General features: G+C 34.6%; 23 protein-coding genes. 5 read left to right on the top strand and 18 right to left on the bottom strand.

Going from position 1 to position 19,009, the window contains the following annotated elements; genetic code table 11:
• Positions 1-7: 7 nt before the first annotated feature.
• From JNUCC76_RS05485 to JNUCC76_RS05470, 4 genes are all read left to right on the top strand, one after another.
• On the top strand, positions 8-226 hold the full coding sequence (locus tag JNUCC76_RS05485) for a hypothetical protein (RefSeq protein WP_454156486.1): 219 nt from the start codon (positions 8-10) through the stop codon (positions 224-226).
• Positions 227-674: 448 nt separating this feature from the next.
• Positions 675-905, top strand: a complete 231-nt coding sequence (locus JNUCC76_RS05480; RefSeq protein ID WP_139968325.1) for a hypothetical protein — start codon at positions 675-677, stop codon at positions 903-905.
• Positions 886-1,209 (top strand): hypothetical protein, encoded by a 324-nt coding sequence (locus JNUCC76_RS05475; RefSeq protein WP_454156484.1) that lies wholly within the window; start codon positions 886-888, stop codon positions 1,207-1,209. The genes JNUCC76_RS05480 and JNUCC76_RS05475 overlap by 20 nt, the downstream gene beginning before the upstream one ends.
• 29 nt (positions 1,210-1,238) lie before the next feature.
• On the top strand, positions 1,239-1,493 hold the full coding sequence (locus tag JNUCC76_RS05470) for a hypothetical protein (RefSeq protein ID WP_454156483.1): 255 nt from the start codon (positions 1,239-1,241) through the stop codon (positions 1,491-1,493).
• Positions 1,494-1,807: 314 nt separating this feature from the next.
• Here the strand turns inward: JNUCC76_RS05470 and JNUCC76_RS05465 are convergent, their stop codons facing one another.
• The 14 genes from JNUCC76_RS05465 to JNUCC76_RS05400 all read right to left on the bottom strand — a co-directional run bounded on the left by JNUCC76_RS05465 (position 1,808) and on the right by JNUCC76_RS05400 (position 13,514).
• On the bottom strand, positions 1,808-2,599 hold the full coding sequence (locus JNUCC76_RS05465; RefSeq protein ID WP_454156482.1) for an AAA family ATPase: 792 nt from the start codon (positions 2,597-2,599) through the stop codon (positions 1,808-1,810).
• Between the two features lie 91 nt (positions 2,600-2,690).
• Complete coding sequence (locus JNUCC76_RS05460; RefSeq protein WP_454156481.1) at positions 2,691-2,945, bottom strand: hypothetical protein; 255 nt, start codon at positions 2,943-2,945, stop codon at positions 2,691-2,693.
• Positions 2,942-3,310 (bottom strand): hypothetical protein, encoded by a 369-nt coding sequence (locus tag JNUCC76_RS05455; RefSeq protein ID WP_454156526.1) that lies wholly within the window; start codon positions 3,308-3,310, stop codon positions 2,942-2,944. The genes JNUCC76_RS05460 and JNUCC76_RS05455 overlap by 4 nt, the downstream gene beginning before the upstream one ends.
• On the bottom strand, positions 3,303-4,625 hold the full coding sequence (locus tag JNUCC76_RS05450) for a Y-family DNA polymerase (RefSeq protein WP_454156480.1): 1,323 nt from the start codon (positions 4,623-4,625) through the stop codon (positions 3,303-3,305). Before JNUCC76_RS05450 ends, JNUCC76_RS05455 begins: the two co-directional genes overlap by 8 nt.
• A gap of 223 nt (positions 4,626-4,848) precedes the next feature.
• The gene (locus JNUCC76_RS05445; protein ID WP_223317226.1) at positions 4,849-4,911 is read right to left on the bottom strand and encodes a hypothetical protein; all 63 of its coding nucleotides are present in this window, start codon (positions 4,909-4,911) and stop codon (positions 4,849-4,851) included.
• A gap of 240 nt (positions 4,912-5,151) precedes the next feature.
• Positions 5,152-5,514 carry a hypothetical protein gene (locus tag JNUCC76_RS05440; protein WP_454156478.1) on the bottom strand — a complete coding sequence of 121 codons (363 nt, stop codon included), beginning with the start codon at positions 5,512-5,514 and terminating at the stop codon, positions 5,152-5,154.
• 18 nt (positions 5,515-5,532) lie between these two features.
• Complete coding sequence (locus tag JNUCC76_RS05435; RefSeq protein WP_454156476.1) at positions 5,533-5,994, bottom strand: GNAT family N-acetyltransferase; 462 nt, start codon at positions 5,992-5,994, stop codon at positions 5,533-5,535.
• A 301-nt stretch (positions 5,995-6,295) separates the two neighbouring features.
• The gene (locus JNUCC76_RS05430; RefSeq protein ID WP_454156474.1) at positions 6,296-6,910 is read right to left on the bottom strand and encodes a LysE/ArgO family amino acid transporter; all 615 of its coding nucleotides are present in this window, start codon (positions 6,908-6,910) and stop codon (positions 6,296-6,298) included.
• Between the two features lie 189 nt (positions 6,911-7,099).
• Positions 7,100-7,561, bottom strand: a complete 462-nt coding sequence (locus JNUCC76_RS05425; RefSeq protein WP_454156472.1) for an NUDIX domain-containing protein — start codon at positions 7,559-7,561, stop codon at positions 7,100-7,102.
• A 150-nt stretch (positions 7,562-7,711) separates the two neighbouring features.
• Entirely contained in the window at positions 7,712-7,885 is a 174-nt protein-coding gene (locus tag JNUCC76_RS05420) for a hypothetical protein (RefSeq protein ID WP_454156470.1), read from the bottom strand.
• Positions 7,886-8,052: 167 nt separating this feature from the next.
• Entirely contained in the window at positions 8,053-8,577 is a 525-nt protein-coding gene (locus JNUCC76_RS05415) for an MFS transporter (protein WP_454156468.1), read from the bottom strand.
• An 898-nt stretch (positions 8,578-9,475) separates the two neighbouring features.
• Entirely contained in the window at positions 9,476-10,288 is an 813-nt protein-coding gene (locus tag JNUCC76_RS05410; protein WP_454156466.1) for an N-acyl homoserine lactonase family protein, read from the bottom strand.
• A gap of 26 nt (positions 10,289-10,314) precedes the next feature.
• Positions 10,315-12,912: a YhgE/Pip family protein gene (locus JNUCC76_RS05405; RefSeq protein WP_454156464.1), complete on the bottom strand. Its 2,598-nt coding sequence runs from the start codon at positions 12,910-12,912 to the stop codon at positions 10,315-10,317.
• A gap of 26 nt (positions 12,913-12,938) precedes the next feature.
• A complete protein-coding gene (locus tag JNUCC76_RS05400; protein ID WP_454156462.1) occupies positions 12,939-13,514 on the bottom strand; it encodes an NAD-dependent epimerase/dehydratase family protein in 576 nt (191 codons plus the stop codon).
• A 101-nt stretch (positions 13,515-13,615) separates the two neighbouring features.
• Here JNUCC76_RS05400 and JNUCC76_RS05395 point away from each other — a divergent pair, with 101 nt between their 5' ends.
• Complete coding sequence (locus tag JNUCC76_RS05395; protein WP_228934561.1) at positions 13,616-14,194, top strand: TetR/AcrR family transcriptional regulator; 579 nt, start codon at positions 13,616-13,618, stop codon at positions 14,192-14,194.
• Between the two features lie 1,023 nt (positions 14,195-15,217).
• On the opposite strand, the gene JNUCC76_RS05390 is transcribed toward JNUCC76_RS05395, so the two are convergent.
• From JNUCC76_RS05390 to JNUCC76_RS05375, 4 genes are read right to left on the bottom strand one after another with little or no spacing between them, the layout of a single operon-like run.
• Positions 15,218-15,391 (bottom strand): hypothetical protein, encoded by a 174-nt coding sequence (locus JNUCC76_RS05390; protein ID WP_454156460.1) that lies wholly within the window; start codon positions 15,389-15,391, stop codon positions 15,218-15,220.
• A gap of 44 nt (positions 15,392-15,435) precedes the next feature.
• Positions 15,436-16,617: a MalY/PatB family protein gene (locus tag JNUCC76_RS05385; RefSeq protein WP_454156458.1), complete on the bottom strand. Its 1,182-nt coding sequence runs from the start codon at positions 16,615-16,617 to the stop codon at positions 15,436-15,438.
• Complete coding sequence (locus JNUCC76_RS05380) at positions 16,604-17,476, bottom strand: DUF3737 family protein (protein ID WP_454156456.1); 873 nt, start codon at positions 17,474-17,476, stop codon at positions 16,604-16,606. Before JNUCC76_RS05380 ends, JNUCC76_RS05385 begins: the two co-directional genes overlap by 14 nt.
• Positions 17,477-17,507: 31 nt before the next feature.
• Entirely contained in the window at positions 17,508-18,971 is a 1,464-nt protein-coding gene (locus JNUCC76_RS05375) for an MFS transporter (RefSeq protein ID WP_454156454.1), read from the bottom strand.
• Positions 18,972-19,009: the final 38 nt, after the last annotated feature.

Here is a 19,009-nt window from a genome sequence, read left to right as displayed (position 1 = left end):
GAATAATATGGCAATCGTCAACGTTAAATATATGGAAACATTGGTAAGAACAGTGGCAGTTAATGTCCCTGATACACTCTCAGATGAGCAAAAACTGATACAAGCTGTTGCAATTGGTAAACGTCACTATTTTGACGAAAAAGTGATTTTAGGAGCAGATGATTTAGATTTACGTGAAATCAGTGCGGAGTACAAACAAGAAACAACGGACTACGAGGAATTTTAATCACAGATAGGAGTGTGTGCTTATGGGTGTATTCGTTTTTAAACTTCTCATGCTAATTGCCATGCTGGTCTATATTTTATATTACCTAGTCGGTGTGATTATGATTGCGCGTGAAGATGATGAGCGGTAAAAATTTTTTGCCGTGTTCCCCAGACCCGCAAGCGGGATCAAACACGCTACGCTTGTCCTGCCAAGCTCTTGGGTGCCACTTCGCTTTGAGTCAAACATTGTGCCACAACCAGTGACTTGTAAGCTGTGGTGATGATACCACAGCTTACAAGCACTAGCACAGAATACAAGGGCTTCGTAAATTCGCTACGCTCACCCTTGTATTCTGCGCTGCTTGTGTCTCCATGTTCTTCGTCAAAACGAAATAACACACCAATCACAGGCAGGGCCGACAGGAAACAGTTTCTGCCTGGTGCGTACATAATCAAGGAGAACTACTATGAATCGAATTACCAAAGTTATCACTACTATTGCCGCAACAATTATCAGTGTGGATATTTTATTAATGGTCATCAATGGCACGATGCTGTATGTCTTGCTCACCCTGGCTGGCTTTTATGTCTTAGCTTGCTTGGCTTTCAAGCAGTCCGCTTATAAAGCGACGCGTAGCTGGATTGATACTGGTCACCTGTCCCATAAGGAGAAAACTCATGTCAAAACTCACAACTAAATCATTGTCTACCACTACTGATGTTAACGGATTAGTCATTTTAGAAAGCAATGGCCAATATATCTATCCAGGTTTGGCACAAGTAATCTTTGACGATGCTATTTTTGGTCCGCGTATTTTAAAGCGACTGCAACGTCTTTTTGTTGATCACCCAGATGGTCTGAGTGAATCAGGTCATGACTGGTATTTTGGTTATCTAGTCTGCGCTTATACGCAAACGCATTTTGGTATTAAGAATCTATTGAACTATCCCTCAGTGACAAAGGAGCTTTTTTCACTTTGTCTCACACAACTCTCTGATTAGGAGGAACCTAGCATGTTAATATTTTGTTTATGTTTATTAGCAATGTTTCTGTTTTGGCTATTTGGCCACATCATTGGCACCATCCTGTATTTGAGTATCCTATTTGTTGGCCATATGATTTCATATTGGTACTTTTATTTGCTACTTATTATTTTGATAAGCCTGGCTACTGCTTTTGGCATCAAAAGCGTCTTAGCGATGCTGGTCTTAATTATTATCATTATGTCAATTGCATTAGCACTGTTGATATATTGGCCGCGTCATCACAATTCATAGCAAAATAAAAAGACCTGTTAAATAGTGATGTGAAGCCTCAATAGTTGTAAAATTTAAATACTGTAAGAAACAACCACTATATCATATCTTAGTTGATAAACTATTGATTTTGATAGAAATATTGATTCCCTTTTCATCGATATTCTGTGTCTATTTCGTCAAAAGAAACCATCAGCCAAAGTGTATAATTGCTTTTGTAATTTTATTAGTAGAATATTCTAGTTACATAACTTTTAAACATAACATAATAATGTTGTAAGGGTATTTTAAAAGTATTTTTGCATTATCGTTTTCCTACAAAAAAAATCGCAGTTAATTTTAGTTATTTTAGTATATGATGCATAAAACGCTTTGGGTCATTCATAAATGATGTCATAAATTGCACATTTTCAATTTCATTATATTCAATTTGTTCTATTCTTTCTGAACTAATATTGTAAATACGAGCATTGGGAAATGCAGTTATAATTGGAGAATGGGAAGCAATGATAAATTGTGCGCCGTTTTTGATTTGTTCATTAATCATGTACAGTAACGCAAGCTGATTTTGAGAACTTAAAGGTATCTCCGGTTCGTCAAGAATATAAAGCCCTCTTGGTGAAAGTCTACTTTTAAATAAAGATAAAAATGCCTGTCCGTGAGATAAGCTTTCTAATTCTTTTGGATATGTGTTTTTTAGTGCTGTTAAAGAGTTTTTGTAAGGTAAACGTTCAAAAGATAGTTCACCAACACCAAGTTCTGTTAGTTTGTCTAACTCATTTTCCAAATCTTCACGTAGCCTTTTTGTTTTTCTGACAAAGCTGATAAAATCATCTGCACGAAAAAAGAAACCCTTTTGTGATTTAATATCCCACTGTATTTTCAAATGATGCGCAAATTTAGTAATTGCTTGGTATTCGAGATCATCAGAATATGGTTCATTTGTTAATTGCGGAATTTGTGCTTTTATTGCAATAGACTGCAGTAATGTTGATTTGCCAACACCGTTGTCACCAACTATAAAAGTTAAAGAGTTATCAAAATCAATTTCAGCAGAAGAACGCAGCCATTTCAAAGTAAATGGGTACTTATTGTTGTCTTTTTTTGAGAATGTGTACGAAATTTTTTTTAACATAAAAATATATCCTGTTATTAGTTGGGGATTAATAATATAAGGTTAACGTGTAGCAAATTACTGGTTAACACTGTGCGTACTTAACTATTTATTATACATTTGTATTAACTGTTAGCCCAGTTTCTTTGCGAATTTTAGCAATGATTTTAGGTATCTGTTCTCTGTACTCACTATCTAAGCGAGCTATTTGTTGTGAGTGTGTTGCTTTGCCAATTTTATAGTATTCAAAGAAAATATTGACCTTCTTTGAGTATATCTGATCGACCACCCTCACCTCATAGATTGTGTTAGGTTGTTTAGCAAACATCTTTTTTATATCTACAATGACCGCATCAATTTGATTCATTCTTCTTTCACCACCGCTCTAATATTTTCAAATGCAATATAGGACTCATTAATATACACCCCTAAATCAGAAAAACCATCGACCAAACCAGTTACGTTAGGCACTAAGTGACCGTCTGTGTCCTCAATATTTTGTTGTACAGTCACAAATTCATAATTCGCTGAGGCATGACGCAAGATATTTTGACAAGCCGTTACGGACATCATTGGTAATTTAACAGGTACTGCATTTTTGTTCTGTGCTTCACGCTTTAAAGCTGAGGTATGGTCCGACAGGAAATAGCCATTCCACTTAACCTTACCACGTTCGCGATAGTCGTTTTGAAAGTAGTTGTTAATCATTTTACTAAATTCTGCATCACTCATAGCTATTACCGCCATTATGACCACCAACAAGGCTGGCACGGTTAATCGCCGTACCGCCTTTTTCTTTGGACATTGCCCGCATCAGGGCTGTGGTGCCAAACCGTTTTCGAATTTCATCAACAACTTGATCAATCTTGTTGGATTTAATTGATTTTTCTGGTTGCTCAAAGAGGTCAAGCTGCACGCCAGTGTCCTCAATTAAGCCGCCATAATCAATCCCAATATTACGAATCACTTCACCATGCCAATGCTTTTCAAACAAAGCCACCATAATTGCCATTAGTTTGCGGGTATCATTAGTCGGATCAATTCTTTGTTGTTTTCTAAAACCATGACTTCCCTGGCGCTCACTTTCGGCAAAGGAATAACCAATAAAAAGACTGACTAAACAAGTTTGTTTCTTATGTGCTCTAATCCTGGTCGCCACTTGATCTGCCATTTCACGGACAACAATTTCAATCTCTTCTTTTCGTTTATAATCGCGCGGTAATACCTGGGAATTACTGTATGATTTGCTTTTAGGAACGACGACCTCAGTCATATCTGTACGATCAATGCCCCAAGATAAGGCAAACAATTGCTCGCCAACCAATCCCATCTTTGCTCTAAATTGATAAGGATCCTGATGCGCCAAATCGTACATTGAATGGATACCCATCACTTCAAGTTTATGTGCTGTGCGGGAACCAATACTCCAGACATCATCTAGTTTCGTGATTGGCCATAATTTTGTCGGTACATCCTCATAGTGCCAAATACCCGTCAGGTTTCTAGTATGTTTCGCTTCAATGTCTAAGGCTATCTTTGCGAGTACAGGCGTGTCACCAATACCAACTGTTAAATAGACACCCGTTTCCGCTCTAACTTGCTTTTGAATTTTAAAAGCTACTTCCTCAGGAGTTTTACCAAACAACCGCCAAGAATGGGTTACGTCTAAAATAGACTCATCAATCGAGTACGGCAGCAAATTAATATCATCGGTATATTGACGATAAATATTATTGATTTTTAGGTTTTCAGCAATATAATTATTCATCCTAGGGTGTGCGATAAACAAGCCATGCACATCAGGTAAATCACGCTGGCGCATCACATTACTGATGCCTAAGTCCCTCTTAGCTGTTGGTGAGGCCGCTAGGACTAAACCACCATTCGTGTTTGCTTGTTCAGACATCACGACTAAATCACTTTTTAATGGATTAAAGCCCCGCTCAACATTTTCAACACTGGCGTAGAAACTTTTTGAATCAATCATAAAAATCACGCGTCGCTCTTCTTGTGTATAATCATATTTAGTTGCGATTGCGTTTTCCATCAACAACCTCCAAAAACAATTGTGTATAATTCATTATACGAACAAGTGTTCGATTAAGCAAGTGAACAAAACATTAAATTTGTGACAAAATCAAAAGCTATGCTATAATAAAGACATAGAAAAGAGCCGTAGCGTGAACTACGACTCCTAGCAAACCCGTTTCGACGGTGGCTAAGCTTTAAGTTAAACTAATAACCATTCGCTCATCCAAAGCTAAGAATGGTTATTTTTTTGCGCTGTTTTTGATCAACACAACAACTAAAGTAATTAACGATAGAATAAACATTCCAAAGCTAATCATTAGCTGTAATGCATCCGATACGGACACAAGGCATCTCCTTTCCTAGAATCTGGGTTTACAGTTTTAACACCATAAGCACCACCTCCACTCAGGATAGCCACCATCTTAACTTGTTTGCTGTAACTAGTATATCACGTTAAAAATTAAGATACGCTAGTTATTAATAATCAATGACAAAAAAACATACTAATGTATTTTAAATCTAGATAAAGGTAAAACATACATCTATTCAGTGTGAGCTGAAGGGTAATACTGTTGATAATTATTATGAATAGCAGTGTAGTAGGCAGATTTAATCTCACCAAAAGTTGTAACATCAGGATCTGTCATCAAATTGTAGCTGCGAACCAAATTACCTTTTGTATCGAATTCCTGAGCAGCTACGGGATCCTTTGTAAGACTGGCCATGGAAGAACTTAAAAATCCATGGCCATCTGCTAATACTCTATCCGAATCAAGACCTGAACTGGAAAATAAGCTTAGGCTTTTTTCTGCTTCAGATGGGTCTAAAATCAGTAATTGTGCTACAGCCAAATTTATTGTTGCAGACTGTTGCGCAATTTTTTCTCTAATCTGTTGACCGCTCAATCCTACACAACATTAGGCTCAACTTAACACTAACTTTAATTGCACTCTGTCTTTTAAATGTAATTCATTTTCAATTATCTTTTCTTTGTAATTATTAACAAAGTAATTTTTCTCAATTCTATCAAATCTAAATCCATGTTTTTGGTAAAGATACATTTGTTCAAAACTAGTAGTCCCTGTACATATATACAAAGACTTATAATTGTGAACCTGAGAGCATGAAATTGTGAATGATAAGAGCTGAGAAGCAATGCCCATACCTCTATATTTCTTTATCACAGATAAATTAACAATCTCTGTTTGAGATTTTGATCGTTCTCTGAGTAAGATTATTCCTAATACGCTATCATCATCTTTTGCTAGAAACGCCAATGAATGCTGCATATTATCCTTCACTTTTTCCAGTGAAGGATCTGCCTCAAATAAAGATGGATAAATCATGCTTGGTATGTCTTTTGTCTCTGAAATTTTCAAATTCATTTTAAGATATTCCGTAATTTATAATTGAACAGATGTAATAAGCTGAGCGTTCGTTAAGAAAAGCTTCTGTAAAAATCTATTAAACAAAGCTAGAGAACAACGTAGTAAATTGTAGACTCTATTTTTCCAAAATTGAAAAGTAGTAAAATGCACACGTTCAAAAATAAGCTATTAATACTTCGTGTTCTTGCTGAAATTAGTAAAAATCCTAAAATAGTCACGGGATTTGTAATTGCTCATAGGTCAATTATTGGCCAGCCTTTTTCAATTAATTAGACAAAATTGAGGTACAGCTATTTTCTTAAATAAGTTGTTGTAATCCATGAACAAAGATATATATACCATAAATAACAACAACCATACCACTAATGAAATTAACAGCAATTAGAACCTTATTTGAAATTTTGTGTCTGAGTATATTTACGATGATAGTAATCGAAAAAAACCAAAGTGCAGACGCCAGTATAACACCAAATATGAATAAAAATGCATCATTTATGCTTAGTGTACTTCGAAAAGCACCCAACATTAATGCACCGTCTATGATAGCCTGTGGATTACCCCAAACTACGAGAAAAGCAGTTAATATCGATTTTGAAAAACTTAATGTCTTACCAGATGACCCTATTTTTACTTGACATGCTGTTTTGATAATATTGATTCCTATCCAAATTACTAAAGCACCACCAGCAAGCATGATTGTAATTTTTAACCAATTGGCGGACATAATAAGTGCGCCAAAACCCCAAAATGCAGATAAAGCAAAAGACGCGTCAGCAATCCAAATCATTGCAGCTACAAAGACAGCTTTTGTAAAACGATTTGATAACGCGTTATTGAACATGAAAACATTTTGCATACCAATGGGTGCTATAAAACCAAATCCAATTAACAAACCTTTTAATATCACTAACATGGTTACACTCCTTTATTTTTTGGGAACAGTTGAGCCAAGAAACAAAAAATTAGTATATCATGTTTATGCAAAGATTACTAGAAACATTGCAATAATAAGTCACTAAGCTTACTAATATTTATTCTTCCTTTTTTTCAATAACAGTTTGACCAAACTGCTTTTAGATAAATATAAAGCATTCTTATTAATTTAAAATTCTCTTTTTAGTTGGACACGAATTAATCTCTGGTTTAGTTCCCACAAAGCATTTTTTTGATCATGCCAAAAAACTCGTTGGTAAGCATCATCAAATTGCAACCAATCAAAATTCTCATGTGCTTTTGTAAGAATAATTTTTTTTGAAAATTCTGCTGCAAAAAAGTACATAGGACATACGAGAACCTCCTCTCCCCATAATTCATAATTTAAAAAGTTGTTCGCAGGTATATAACTTTTGGAATCTAAACAAAATATTGGTCTATCCAGAGCAGAACCTGTTTCTTCGACGCATTCTCGATATACAGCATCTTCAAGAGTTTCATTATCTTCGACACCTCCAGATATACCTTGCCAGCATTTCTTATCATCGGTTCTTTGAAAAATTGCAAATTCATATTGACCAAATTGATTCGTTCTGTAAAGAAATAAATGAATATTAATAGGTTGTCTCATCAGCTTTATCCCTCCAAATTAGTAAGTTCTTCTTCGTAAATACTACATAAATGTCATTATAATGTATTTATGACCATAATATCATTTTTAGTATTTCATAAGTCAGTAAAATGTCCAAAGAGTGGAGAATATTCTAACTACATCAGAGTTTTAACTAATTATACCAGCGCTTGTTTTGTATATTCTTTTGATTAAAGTTGTGATTGTTGCACGCAACGATTTATTCTTTTGAGCGATTTCATAAGCAAGTACAGATACATAACTAAAGTAAATAAAATACCCAATTAATAATTGTACTTTCGTATGTACTTTACCTAAATTCATTGTATGGGTTTTAGCAATTTTTACTGCTTTTCCTTCTTAGTTCTTTTCATACTCAAAACTCACTTGGAGTTTTGGGAGAACACGCATTCCGCACCTCCTTTCAATAATTTTTAGCAAAATAAGAATCAATCATAAAATATGATTGATTCTTGAAATTTAATAATTAGCTAAATATTCCTAAAACTCGTTTTATTGATGGCAATCAGTAAAAATAAACCAATGGTCAGTATCAATGTATTATATATTGGAAAAACTAAAATGTTTCTCGTATGAATGACCCTCATGATAAAGGTCAAAATACTGATCATACAATAATACATATAGCCCCAAACGCGACTAGAAATTCCGATAACTTCTTCATAAGCATATAAAGAGGTTTTTTGAATAATAAGTAATGCAATATTAATACCTAAAAATATGCCAAAAATTGAGATATTAATCCTAAAGATATTGTCGCTAGCAAAGGCCCAAATTGAGCAGGTAACTACTAAACAGATTCCTAATGGAATAACATTAAAACTACTAGTTTTCACAGCTAATCTTTTGACCACATAAGCACCTATAATTATTTCTAGATCAATTAAAAGTTCTGTATTGCCATATGAACTTGTACTAAGTTTTAAATTATTAATAAAAATGAATGGCGGTTCGGAGTAAAAGTTGAATAAAACTGCACTGGCAAAAGCATTCAATAGACCAATTTGTCCTTTAGTAACCTAAATGCAATGGTTAATAAATTTTTTTGCGAGTAACCAACTTTTATCAAATTAGTTTAGTGTAGCTTCATAGCAGTAAGTAACAATAATACTAGGGTAACGTCTTGCAACTTTAAAAGAAAATGAAATTTTATCACGCATACCCTGACAAGCATTGAATGGTCATTTTACTAATAAAAAATGATTTTTGAGACTTACCGCTAATTAATCTACTTTTAGCACAAGCTTACACGGCTTGATTGTATTTTAAGTGTGCTTGACGTCAAATTTTGTATCATGCACAATCCGACAACCCTTACGTCAGGAAATACTGAAATCTTTTGTGCTAGATGTATTTGTCAAGGCATTGCGCATGCAAGAATGCTATTGTTGAGCTTATAGGCAAATTTTCTCAGAAATTGGATGAATTGAAGTGGTACTTATCCAACAGATATCATTTATATTCAACTGACAAACCACTGGTAAGTCATTCAGTTATGAGATTACAATAGACAAGTGCCGAATTCAATATCATACGCTAAAAATATAGTCTGAAACATTCTTACTCCCTTAAATAGAGTCCATACGACAAAGGCTTTTCATTCAATTTTGAGACACGAAGGGATTTATTTGAGAACTTACCCAGATTTAAGTTTAAGCAGTTATTAGGATTGTATATCATTTTTGGTAATCACCACTGCATTCTAAATGTTGCTTATTTAACTGAATTAAAATAACCTAATTTATTAACTTTTAAACAATCATGAATGGTTTTAAAGTTATTTCTTTTGAATAATTTGAACTTTTTTCTTTTAAACTTCAGTCTCTTTTTATAAAAATAGCCAAAACAAATGATTTTAATTTTCGCTTTAATTTTTTTAAATTTATTAATAGTTTAAATAATCATTTCTTGTTCAACAATTTTGATATCATGATTGAAAATAATGCCTTGACAATTTGGAAGATTGGACATTTCTCTAACCCAAGATAAACTATTCATTTCTTCCTCAAGACTGGTGAGAATGCCAGGCAAAAAGTTTTCGGTTATATTTTCTTCTTCATAACCCACATCACTCGCTAATAGAACAAAATTATCATTGCTACCTGTTACCAAAACAGAAGACAATCCTGCCGTATGGCCTGGTGTGGCAACAATCTGAACAGTACCATCATTGAACAAATCATACGATTTTCCTAGCGGACCAACTCCACTTACTTGATACTGAAAAGGTTGAATATTCAATTCTTTCCACAGTATTTTACGATATCTCAAACTTGATTTTTGTGCGGCTTCCAATTCTACATTGCTAGTAATAATACTTCTCGCATTCTTTACATCCATTAATCCACTAACGTGATCAGTATCTAGGTGCGTCAGCAGAACAAAGTCAATGTCCGCTACATTCATATTGATTCTTCTTAAATGCTCTTTAACAGACCAATTTGCTGGGAGAGATGGTTTTGATGCTAGTCTTGTTAATCCAAGTTGACGTGTTTGACCATCCCTAATTAATTCCGACCACCCCGTATCAATAAGTATGTTACCTTTTGGGTGTTGAATTAGATAGCTGGACACTGGTAAGAGTATTTTGTGTTTTCTACCACGGCCCAAGCCCATCGGCCATGCCGCAGTATGACGAAAAGGAACTGCAGTATCCACTAAAACCATGCCTGTATGCCAAATGTGTATTTTTATTTTATCTGTCATGATTACCTTTTTTCAAAAGAGCGTTGTTATGCTTGCTTAGTTTCTTGATTATTTTTAAAGGTTATAGGCTGTAAACTACCAAATCGTACAATATAAAACAGCATAATCAAAACGGTTACGATAACAAAAATAATTAACAGCACACTAATCTCTGATCCAATTGGCCCATTAATCATTAGGGTTTCTCGTAAAGCGTTGACCGAATAAGTCATTGGCAAGTATGGATGGATTGCTTGAAAGAATCCGTTAGAAAGTTGTATTGGGTACGTACCCGCTGCACCTCCTAATTGAATCACCATAAAAATCATACTTAAGAAGGCACCAACCTTACCAAACCAAAGATTCAACATAGTGACAATACTAATAAAAGTAAATGATATGACTATTAGTGTCAAATAAGTTTTAAAGTTCTCAACTGGCGACAAGCCAACTGCCAATACCATCAAGCCATACATTACTGTCGCTTGTAAAATAGCGAATGGATAAAGAACGGTCATTTTACTTAACCACCATGAAAAACTATTTTTTGGATATTTACGTGGTGAAAACATGTCATACATTAGATTAAATGCTAACGATCCAACAAACAAAGCAACTGATAGCATATATGGCGCCATGGATGTCCCATTATTTGGTACCTTATCCTTTTCCACATGTTTAGTACTTGATGGGTTAGCTAACTGTTTGTAAGTTAATTGATTGGCATTAACCTGATTCACGGCTGCGTTTGCTTGACTAAGTTTATTGGCAAGTGTTTGATTGCCATCTTTAACTTTCGTTAAACCATCACTCAGTTTTGATGACCCATCTGCTAATTTAGAACTACCCGCTGCTATTTTTGTAGCACCACTGGCCAATTGGCTTGATCCACTTAATAATTTACTATTATTAGCAACTAACTTATCTAATCCTGACGTTAATTGACTACTGCCAGAAGATAACTGCGATACAGCTGTTCCAAATGTTGGCATCTTTTCGTTTAGTGAAGATAACCCATTATTGAGTTTTTCTGAACCTAAATTCAATTTGTCACTATTTTGCGATAACTGTTGTGTCCCTTCTTTCAACTTAGAACTACCACTAACTAATTTTTGTGATTGACTACTTAGCTGTGATAAACCATCGGTTAACTGCGCGGCACCATCACTTAGTTTAGTAGTTGAACTGCCGACTTGATTTAGTGATGTAATCATTGCAGTAATACCACCATAGAGTGTCTGCGCACCATCACTGGTACCATAATTGCTATTCAACATATTCACCGCTGACTTTAGCTCCGACATACTGTTATCACTAGATTTAATGAGTGCCGTCAGATTAGTTTGTAAATTACTCAAATTTGACGTCGCTGATTTCAAGGCATTATTGATATCATTTGTTGGCAATAATGCTGTTTCCAAGGCGTTAATTTGAGTGTCAGTCAAATTCTGTGCCTTTGCAACAGACTCAATTTTTTCTTTTGTTCCAGTGATATAACTACTAACAGTCGCAACATTGGTACCAAGACTACTCATAGTGTTGGTAAGTTCTGTAATTTGTTCAGAACTTTGATTGCTATTGTCTAACGATTCTTTTAACTGATTAAGACCAACCTGAAATTGCTTTAGACCCGTCTGTAACTTTGCTATTTTATTTTTGGCATCGTTGCTATTTAAAGCTTGATTCATCTCAGCTAAGCCAGTTGAAACCTTTTGACTGCCCTTATAGGCTTCATTGGTTCCTTTTGTATAATCACTAACACCGGTGGCTAAAGCAATTGATCCGCTAGAAAGTTGATTAACACCCGATGTGTATTGTTTTAATCCGCTATTCAAACTGGATGATCCCGCGGATAATTGTGAAACGCCAGTACTCAGTGTGGGGATTTGACTACCCAATTGACCCAACCCGGAAGTTAATTTTGAGCTACCAGTATCAAGTTGATTCACGCCACTAAAGTATTGCGATAAGCCATCTGTCAATGTATTTGTGCCATTACTGAAAGTTAAGCTACTTGATGATAACGTTTTTAAATTAGTAGATATTGTTTGGTTGCCAGTCTGTAGCTGTTCTGTACCATCAACCAATTTTTTATTACCATCAGCGGCAGTTCCCATCCCATTCCCCAACGATTTTATTTGCTTAAATAACGTTTTGGCGTAAGTTTTTGTCACTTGTGTAGAAATTGAACTGGCAATGCTCTCAGCCGCAGATTTTGAAAATTTTCCTGCAATAAAACTATGTCCCGAACTTGTCGTATAATGTATTAACATTTTTTTGGGATGTGAATCAAGTAATGTCGTTGCATTCTCTGAAAAGTTTTCAGGAATCGTCATCACCATATAATACTTACCACTAGCTAATCCCTGTTTAGCTGCTTTTTTAGAAGGAAAACTGAATTTCATGGCGTCCGAATTTGCTAAATTAGTTTTCAGTTTGGCGCCAACTGAAAGCATCTTTCCTTGATATTTAACAGACTTATCTTCGTTAATGACGGCCACCGGTAAGTCTTTGATTCTACCATAAGGATCCCACATTGAGCTTAAAAACAGAACAGCATATATTGATGGGATTAAAACAATCGCTGTTAATACAACAATTAAAAATTTGTTTTTGGCTAAATATTTCCATTCACTCCAAATCATTTTTTTGATTACTCCTTCTTAGCGCATTATTCCAATCTAGTTAACTTGTCTACCATTTCACGCGCAACTTGATTGACATGAACCGGTCTTAAATTAGGCGTAAAAATACCTAGTAATTTAAATAGAGGAACTAGTTTGGACAATATATCTGATCGATCATTTCCATAGACTAAGGTCGGATTGACAATAGCCGTCGGAACCCCACTACCCGTCAACAAGTTAGCGATTTCTTGTTTTATTTCAAGAAATGGCTTTGGCCCCAAGCGCCCTTGAATAAATCCCATGCCTTTTACATGATAAGCACCTGCAATTCTTAACATGACTTTTGCAGGATCCTCATTAATACGCTTCAGCTGTTGTTTGTCTTTTTCTGGTCTACCAACAAGGTCAATAATATAATCAATGCGATCTGGCAAGTAAGTTTTTAATTCTGAATAATTAGTTACATTTACCGCAACATTTTTTATATTAGGGTGATGCATACTATTTTTTCCTGAACGAGAATAAACAAAGAATATGATATTGGGATCTTGACCTAACCATGTCTCCATAATATTTCTGCCGATATAACCGTTACCACCTAAAACCACCACGTTTGTCATAAAAAATCTCCTTTATCGTATAATTTAGTTTGTATATGTATCAGAATATAGTATAGTAGAAAAAAAGAGAACAACAGTATCGTGAAATGTGTTGAGTAAATATGGATAACAGTTCAATTGATAGTAATACAAAACTTAAAATATTTAATGCGTTAATTTCATTTGTCGATGAAAAAGCAATATATGATGTAACAGTTGCTGAGCTCACACGTAAAATTGGCATTAACCGAGGAACTTTTTATTTGTACTTCTCGGATATTTCTGATGCCATTTTACAAATAGAAACTATTTTGACAAATAAGATTGTAAAAGTCTTGGAAACCACTAATGCTCTTCATTCAGGTAACGGCCTAGAACTTGATATGTACAAGGCAATCACACAATCAATTAGTAAAAACCGTGATGCGTATATGGCACTCTTAGGTGTTAATGGTGATCAACGATTTGCTAATCATTTAAAACAACGATTGGTCCCGTTTATAGGATCAAACGGCGTTATTAAAACATCTAAGAATTCAAATATTCCCGTCAATTTTGCAGAAGATTTCATTATAAACAGTATTTTCAACGTTGTTCTTTTTTGGATTACAAATAACTCGGAAGTGCCCTATGAAAAAGTCGCTGATATTATTTATGAAACAAGAAGACTAACACCCCTTGAAATAGCTGGAGCAGATTGAAAGCCCGTTTACAAAGTCACTCATCATATAGCTCTTATACCAAAAAAGCTATTTTGGCTTATTCCTCAAGATAAAGTATAGGCATTGTAATAATGTCAGTAATGAAAAAAGCATTACTAGGTTGAAGTGAACCTAATAACTTGGACAGAATAAAAAATCTGTTCAAAAAGTTAATGGGTTTTTCTTATGTCAAAATATTCTGCTCAGCACTCATGTATTTTGACATTTGTTTAAGTGAATAATCAGTGGCTTTCGATGTGGCTCAGAAGTCAATAAATTGGACTATCTTTATTCAGTTACTCAGGTGACATTTGAAATGCGATTGCGATTATAAATTATAATAATTAATATACCAGCAAATGCCTGCTTATACTTCAACACAGTTCTGTATGAGTACAAATGCACCTTGTCATTGAATGAAACATTTCCTATCGTAAGGATAGCTGGTAAATGATTTATTAGTGGTGAATTTGGCTTCCAATATCAGCCATTGGTCTAAAACATAGTCGCTTGTGAAATACATCAAACTTGTGTGCTTGTGAAATAGAAAGATCTGCATTATGCCTAGCTTGTGAATTTTTCTATTTCACAAACAAAAAACAAGCTCTTGAAAGCCTGTCTCTGAGCTACTTTATATAGTAGTAGTTATGTCAACTTGAATTGGTATATATCAATTTTTAATACAAATATCTTTAAATCAAGTTAAATATTTAAGTGTTTTGACTCTAAAGTGTCAAAATAGTACTGAATTTATGTAAAATTTGATGACTTATCCAATATTTCGTATTTATCAATCTGCCATAATTTAAATTTATCCGGTTAATTCTCGAAAGCTGTCGTATATTAATTTTTATAATCGGAATCTCATTTCAAATGTCGTCTAATTAACTGAATAAAAATAGTCCAATTTATTGATTTCTGAGCAAGTCACTTAGCGTGTTAAAAAGCTATACACATTACTACAGCTTATTATAAATAAAATGTACTAAAATGATAAAATTTTCCCGATCTTTTAGTCATAAACTAATAATATAAATTACAAATCATGTTGTTGTCTATCCACATAATGAATATGATACCAAAGATTAGTGTCAGAAAAATCGAAATAAAGACCATTATTTGGCGCCCAATTTGACTAGGCTCAACTAAACCTTCATTTTTGTTCCAAATATCGCCATATTTTGTTTTATTTTGCATATCTTCACCCCATCAAACGATAAACATAATCGTTATTATTATGTTTATCGCTTTACATTTGCGTATGTTTTAATGCCTCTTGATAAACGTAATAGCCCATCTGATAATAATTGCCTTGGACAAGCAATGTTAATACGAACAAATTTTTCGCCATTGCCACGATAAATATTGCCAGCCGACAATACAAGACCCGTTGTTTTTCTGAGGTGTTTTACCAAATCACTACTGTTTTCCGTCACCGCGCTCACATCCAACCAAAGTAAATATGTTGCATTTTCTGAAGCAAGTCTTATTTGTGGTATGTGGTCATGTAAAAACATTTCAACCTGATATCGATTGTATTGTAACTGTTCAATCAAAGCATCTAGCCACTGACCGCCTTTCTGATAAGCTGCCATAGAACCCTCTATAGCGACCAAATTAGGTTCAGCTAATTCGTCGTTATTAATGCCTCTCATCACAGTTTCGCGCAATGATTTATCAGGAACTACAATGCTACCAGCATGTAAAGCCGCAACATTAAATGCTTTCGATGGTGAAAAAATCACGACAGCGTTATGCAGCTGTTCAACTGGCAGTGCCAAAAGCGATTGATAACTTGGTTCACCTAAAACAACATCACCGTGAATTTCATCGCTCACTACGGTAACACCGTGCTTTCGGCATAATAGCAGAAGTCGTGAAAGTGTTTTCCGTGACCATGTTTTGCCCACTGGGTTGTGGGGATTACATAATATTAGCAATGTACTCAATGGCTCAGCCAACTGAGTTTCTAAATTATGCCAATCAATTTCATAATGATTTGTATCAGGATCATATTTTAAAGGACTCTCCAAAGCATGACGACCGTTATTTTCAATTGAATGAAAGAATATGTCATATACTGGGGTCATAACAACCACATTGTCACCAACATGGCTTAATCGTCGAACGACTGACGAAAGTGCTGGAATAACACCAGTAACAAAGTTAAGCCACTCTGACTGTATATTAACGTGATGTCTTTGTTTAAACCATGCTATGATAGCATCAAAATAATTGTCATCAGGCTCTTCATAACCAAATGTACCTAGTGTTATTTTCTCTTGCAAAGCTGATAATATTTCAGGAGCAGTGGCAAAATCCATATCAGCTATCCACATTGGTAACTCATTTTCTGCTACATGCCACTTAACCGAATTGCTGTTGCGACGGTCAATAATTGATTCAAAGTCATATTTGCTCATGTCTTTTTCCTTTGGAGTCCTGCACAACAAAAAAGGTTGTTTTACTAGGGTCAATCTTAGTTTTATCTAAAATTAAACTTCCGATACTTTCTGCTTTAATCTGACCGGAAATTGGGTTTTTGACACTGTTAATTGAACCTTTAATATCAGCATCAATGTTGCTTGAATACTCAAACGCTAAGTAGGTATCTAGCAAATGACAATCTTTAATGGTTAAATGGTCGACATAGCAGAGCCCTTGATCACTAATAATTGTACAATTAATCAATGTTAGATTTTTTGTATTCCAAGCTAGATACTCGCCGTTTATAGTTGAGTCATAGATCGTAACATTTTCACAGTTCCAAAAAGCATCTTTTGTCACAAAATTCGAATGATGGACTTCAATATTTTTTGCACCATCAAATGCATAATTACCAATTAAGTTAAGATGGTCAACGACAATATCTTGACTATCCATCCCAAAATAATCACCTGTAGCATAAACATTTTTCATTTTAACTGATTGACAATGCCATAATGTTTCTGTTGCCTCTGAAAAATGAACATTTGACAATAAAACATTTTGACATCGTCTTAATAGCTTTGGCGCCTGAATTTCAGAGTTGCTAATACTTATGTCAGAAGTGTACCAAATACCAGATCTAGCCATCTCCTCAAAAATGGTCTGATTTACTTGCACATGATGACTGTACCACAACGGATACTTCCAACCAAACACAGAGTCTTCTATTGTAATATCATCACTTTCTTTGAGAGGAGATTCACCTTCGCCAAACGTTGTTCTTATAATAGTAGCGTGTTGTTCACCAAATAAAGGACGTTCACCTTCAAAATGTTGTTCTTGATAAATTGTCATATTACCCGTGCTCCTTCATATTTTACAAATTTCAATTATTTGTTTTCCAAGGATCTAGCCAATGATTAATTATTATAGCCACAATCATCAAAATAGCCATCATAACAACAACTGCATGAAGCCCATCATATAATGTATTTCGAAGCAGAGGTAAAAATTCATTAGGAATTGACTTTGCTGCTTGAACATCCGAAATTCTATTAAAAAAATCCATCGTTACTTGATTATGACTTCTCTCAACTGACTCATAAAAACGTGTGTTCAGCGTTAAAGAAAAAATAGACAGAAAAACGGTACTACCAATAGTTCTAAATAACGAATTTAAAGAAGTTGCTGGTCCAATGTCCCTCTGATTAACAGCATCTTGTGTTGCTGACTGTTGTATACTAAAAAATAATCCATTAGCAAAACCTATAATAATCCCTGAAATTGTAAGCGATATAACAGAATTATTCATACCAAGTGTAAGAATAATAACTGTTCCTATAAGCATGGTAAGCAAACTCAATGATACTGAATTTTTTTCTCCAATTCTATTAATTATCTTTTTCGAAAATGCAGACCCTAATGCAATCGCAACAGAACCTGGCACCATAATTAATCCTCCAACAGTCGCTGTTTTACCCAGTACACCCTGTGACCAAATTGGAAAGTAAGTCATATAGCCATAAAAAAAACCAAACTCAACAAATGCTACAATTTGTTTCATAGAAAATGACAAATTGCGAAATAAACGAAGTGGTACTATTGGCTCGACATTTTTATTTTCAAAAACAACAAATAGAGCCAGTAAAATGGCACTGAAGGCAAACAACAGAACAACTAATGTCATTGAAGAATTTACTTCCCCCAGAAGCTGCAAGCCCATTAAAAGACTACTTACCAATAAAACAATTAATCCCGAACCAATAAAATCAATTTTTTCTGTTGAACTATCAAACTTCAAATTAAAATTATGGTTCACCAAAACATACATTAATATACCAATTGGGATATTAATGTAAAATGTCCATTCCCAACCAAAATTTTGAGAAATCCATCCACCAACAAATGGTCCAATAGCCGAAGCAATAGCATAAGATGTTGTAGCTCGCCCAAAGGCTGCCCTTCTTTCTGCCCCTTTTAAATATTTACCAAAAATTACAAACGGTAACTGCAACATTCCGCCAGCTCCGATTCCCATAAATGCTCGAGCTAGAATAAATACGAAAATGTTTGGTGAAATACCTTGAATGAATGATGTAAGAATATAAATTACCGTACCAATTAAAAACATCTTTTTTAAACCAAATCGTTCACCCATTTTGGTCCATATTGGCGTTGAGGAAGCCATCATCAAAAAATAAGATGCAACCACCCATGACATGTATGTCATTCCATGTAAATCTGCCATCAATGAAGGCATTATGGTTGCTACTATTGTACCGTCTAACCCAACCATAACATTAGAGATCGCAAACGCATAAAAAGCTAAGTTTATTTGTTTATTTTCCATATTTACCGTTTTCTCTTCTACGAAAAATATAGTTACTA

The sequence above is a fragment of the Leuconostoc sp. JNUCC 76 genome, from assembly GCF_053667755.1.
This window is presented reverse-complemented; position numbering and strand designations above follow the sequence as displayed.

Bases quoted from the DNA above. Each gene is read 5' to 3' on its own strand.
- JNUCC76_RS05420 (WP_454156470.1), bottom strand. From the start codon at position 7,885: ATGAATTTAGGTAAAGTACATACGAAAGTACAATTATTAATTGGGTAT.
- JNUCC76_RS05375 (WP_454156454.1), bottom strand. From the start codon at position 18,971: ATGGAAAATAAACAAATAAACTTAGCTTTTTATGCGTTTGCGATCTCT.
- JNUCC76_RS05395 (WP_228934561.1), top strand. From the start codon at position 13,616: ATGGATAACAGTTCAATTGATAGTAATACAAAACTTAAAATATTTAAT.
- JNUCC76_RS05425 (WP_454156472.1), bottom strand. From the start codon at position 7,561: ATGAGACAACCTATTAATATTCATTTATTTCTTTACAGAACGAATCAA.
- JNUCC76_RS05455 (WP_454156526.1), bottom strand. From the start codon at position 3,310: ATGAGTGATGCAGAATTTAGTAAAATGATTAACAACTACTTTCAAAAC.
- JNUCC76_RS05460 (WP_454156481.1), bottom strand. From the start codon at position 2,945: ATGAATCAAATTGATGCGGTCATTGTAGATATAAAAAAGATGTTTGCT.
- JNUCC76_RS05475 (WP_454156484.1), top strand. From the start codon at position 886: ATGTCAAAACTCACAACTAAATCATTGTCTACCACTACTGATGTTAAC.
- JNUCC76_RS05485 (WP_454156486.1), top strand. From the start codon at position 8: ATGGCAATCGTCAACGTTAAATATATGGAAACATTGGTAAGAACAGTG.
- JNUCC76_RS05400 (WP_454156462.1), bottom strand. From the start codon at position 13,514: ATGACAAACGTGGTGGTTTTAGGTGGTAACGGTTATATCGGCAGAAAT.
- JNUCC76_RS05465 (WP_454156482.1), bottom strand. From the start codon at position 2,599: ATGTTAAAAAAAATTTCGTACACATTCTCAAAAAAAGACAACAATAAG.
- JNUCC76_RS05385 (WP_454156458.1), bottom strand. From the start codon at position 16,617: ATGAGCAAATATGACTTTGAATCAATTATTGACCGTCGCAACAGCAAT.
- JNUCC76_RS05435 (WP_454156476.1), bottom strand. From the start codon at position 5,994: ATGAATTTGAAAATTTCAGAGACAAAAGACATACCAAGCATGATTTAT.
- JNUCC76_RS05430 (WP_454156474.1), bottom strand. From the start codon at position 6,910: ATGTTAGTGATATTAAAAGGTTTGTTAATTGGATTTGGTTTTATAGCA.
- JNUCC76_RS05470 (WP_454156483.1), top strand. From the start codon at position 1,239: ATGTTTATTAGCAATGTTTCTGTTTTGGCTATTTGGCCACATCATTGG.
- JNUCC76_RS05410 (WP_454156466.1), bottom strand. From the start codon at position 10,288: ATGACAGATAAAATAAAAATACACATTTGGCATACAGGCATGGTTTTA.
- JNUCC76_RS05450 (WP_454156480.1), bottom strand. From the start codon at position 4,625: ATGGAAAACGCAATCGCAACTAAATATGATTATACACAAGAAGAGCGA.
- JNUCC76_RS05380 (WP_454156456.1), bottom strand. From the start codon at position 17,476: ATGACAATTTATCAAGAACAACATTTTGAAGGTGAACGTCCTTTATTT.
- JNUCC76_RS05480 (WP_139968325.1), top strand. From the start codon at position 675: ATGAATCGAATTACCAAAGTTATCACTACTATTGCCGCAACAATTATC.
- JNUCC76_RS05405 (WP_454156464.1), bottom strand. From the start codon at position 12,912: ATGATTTGGAGTGAATGGAAATATTTAGCCAAAAACAAATTTTTAATT.
- JNUCC76_RS05390 (WP_454156460.1), bottom strand. From the start codon at position 15,391: ATGCAAAATAAAACAAAATATGGCGATATTTGGAACAAAAATGAAGGT.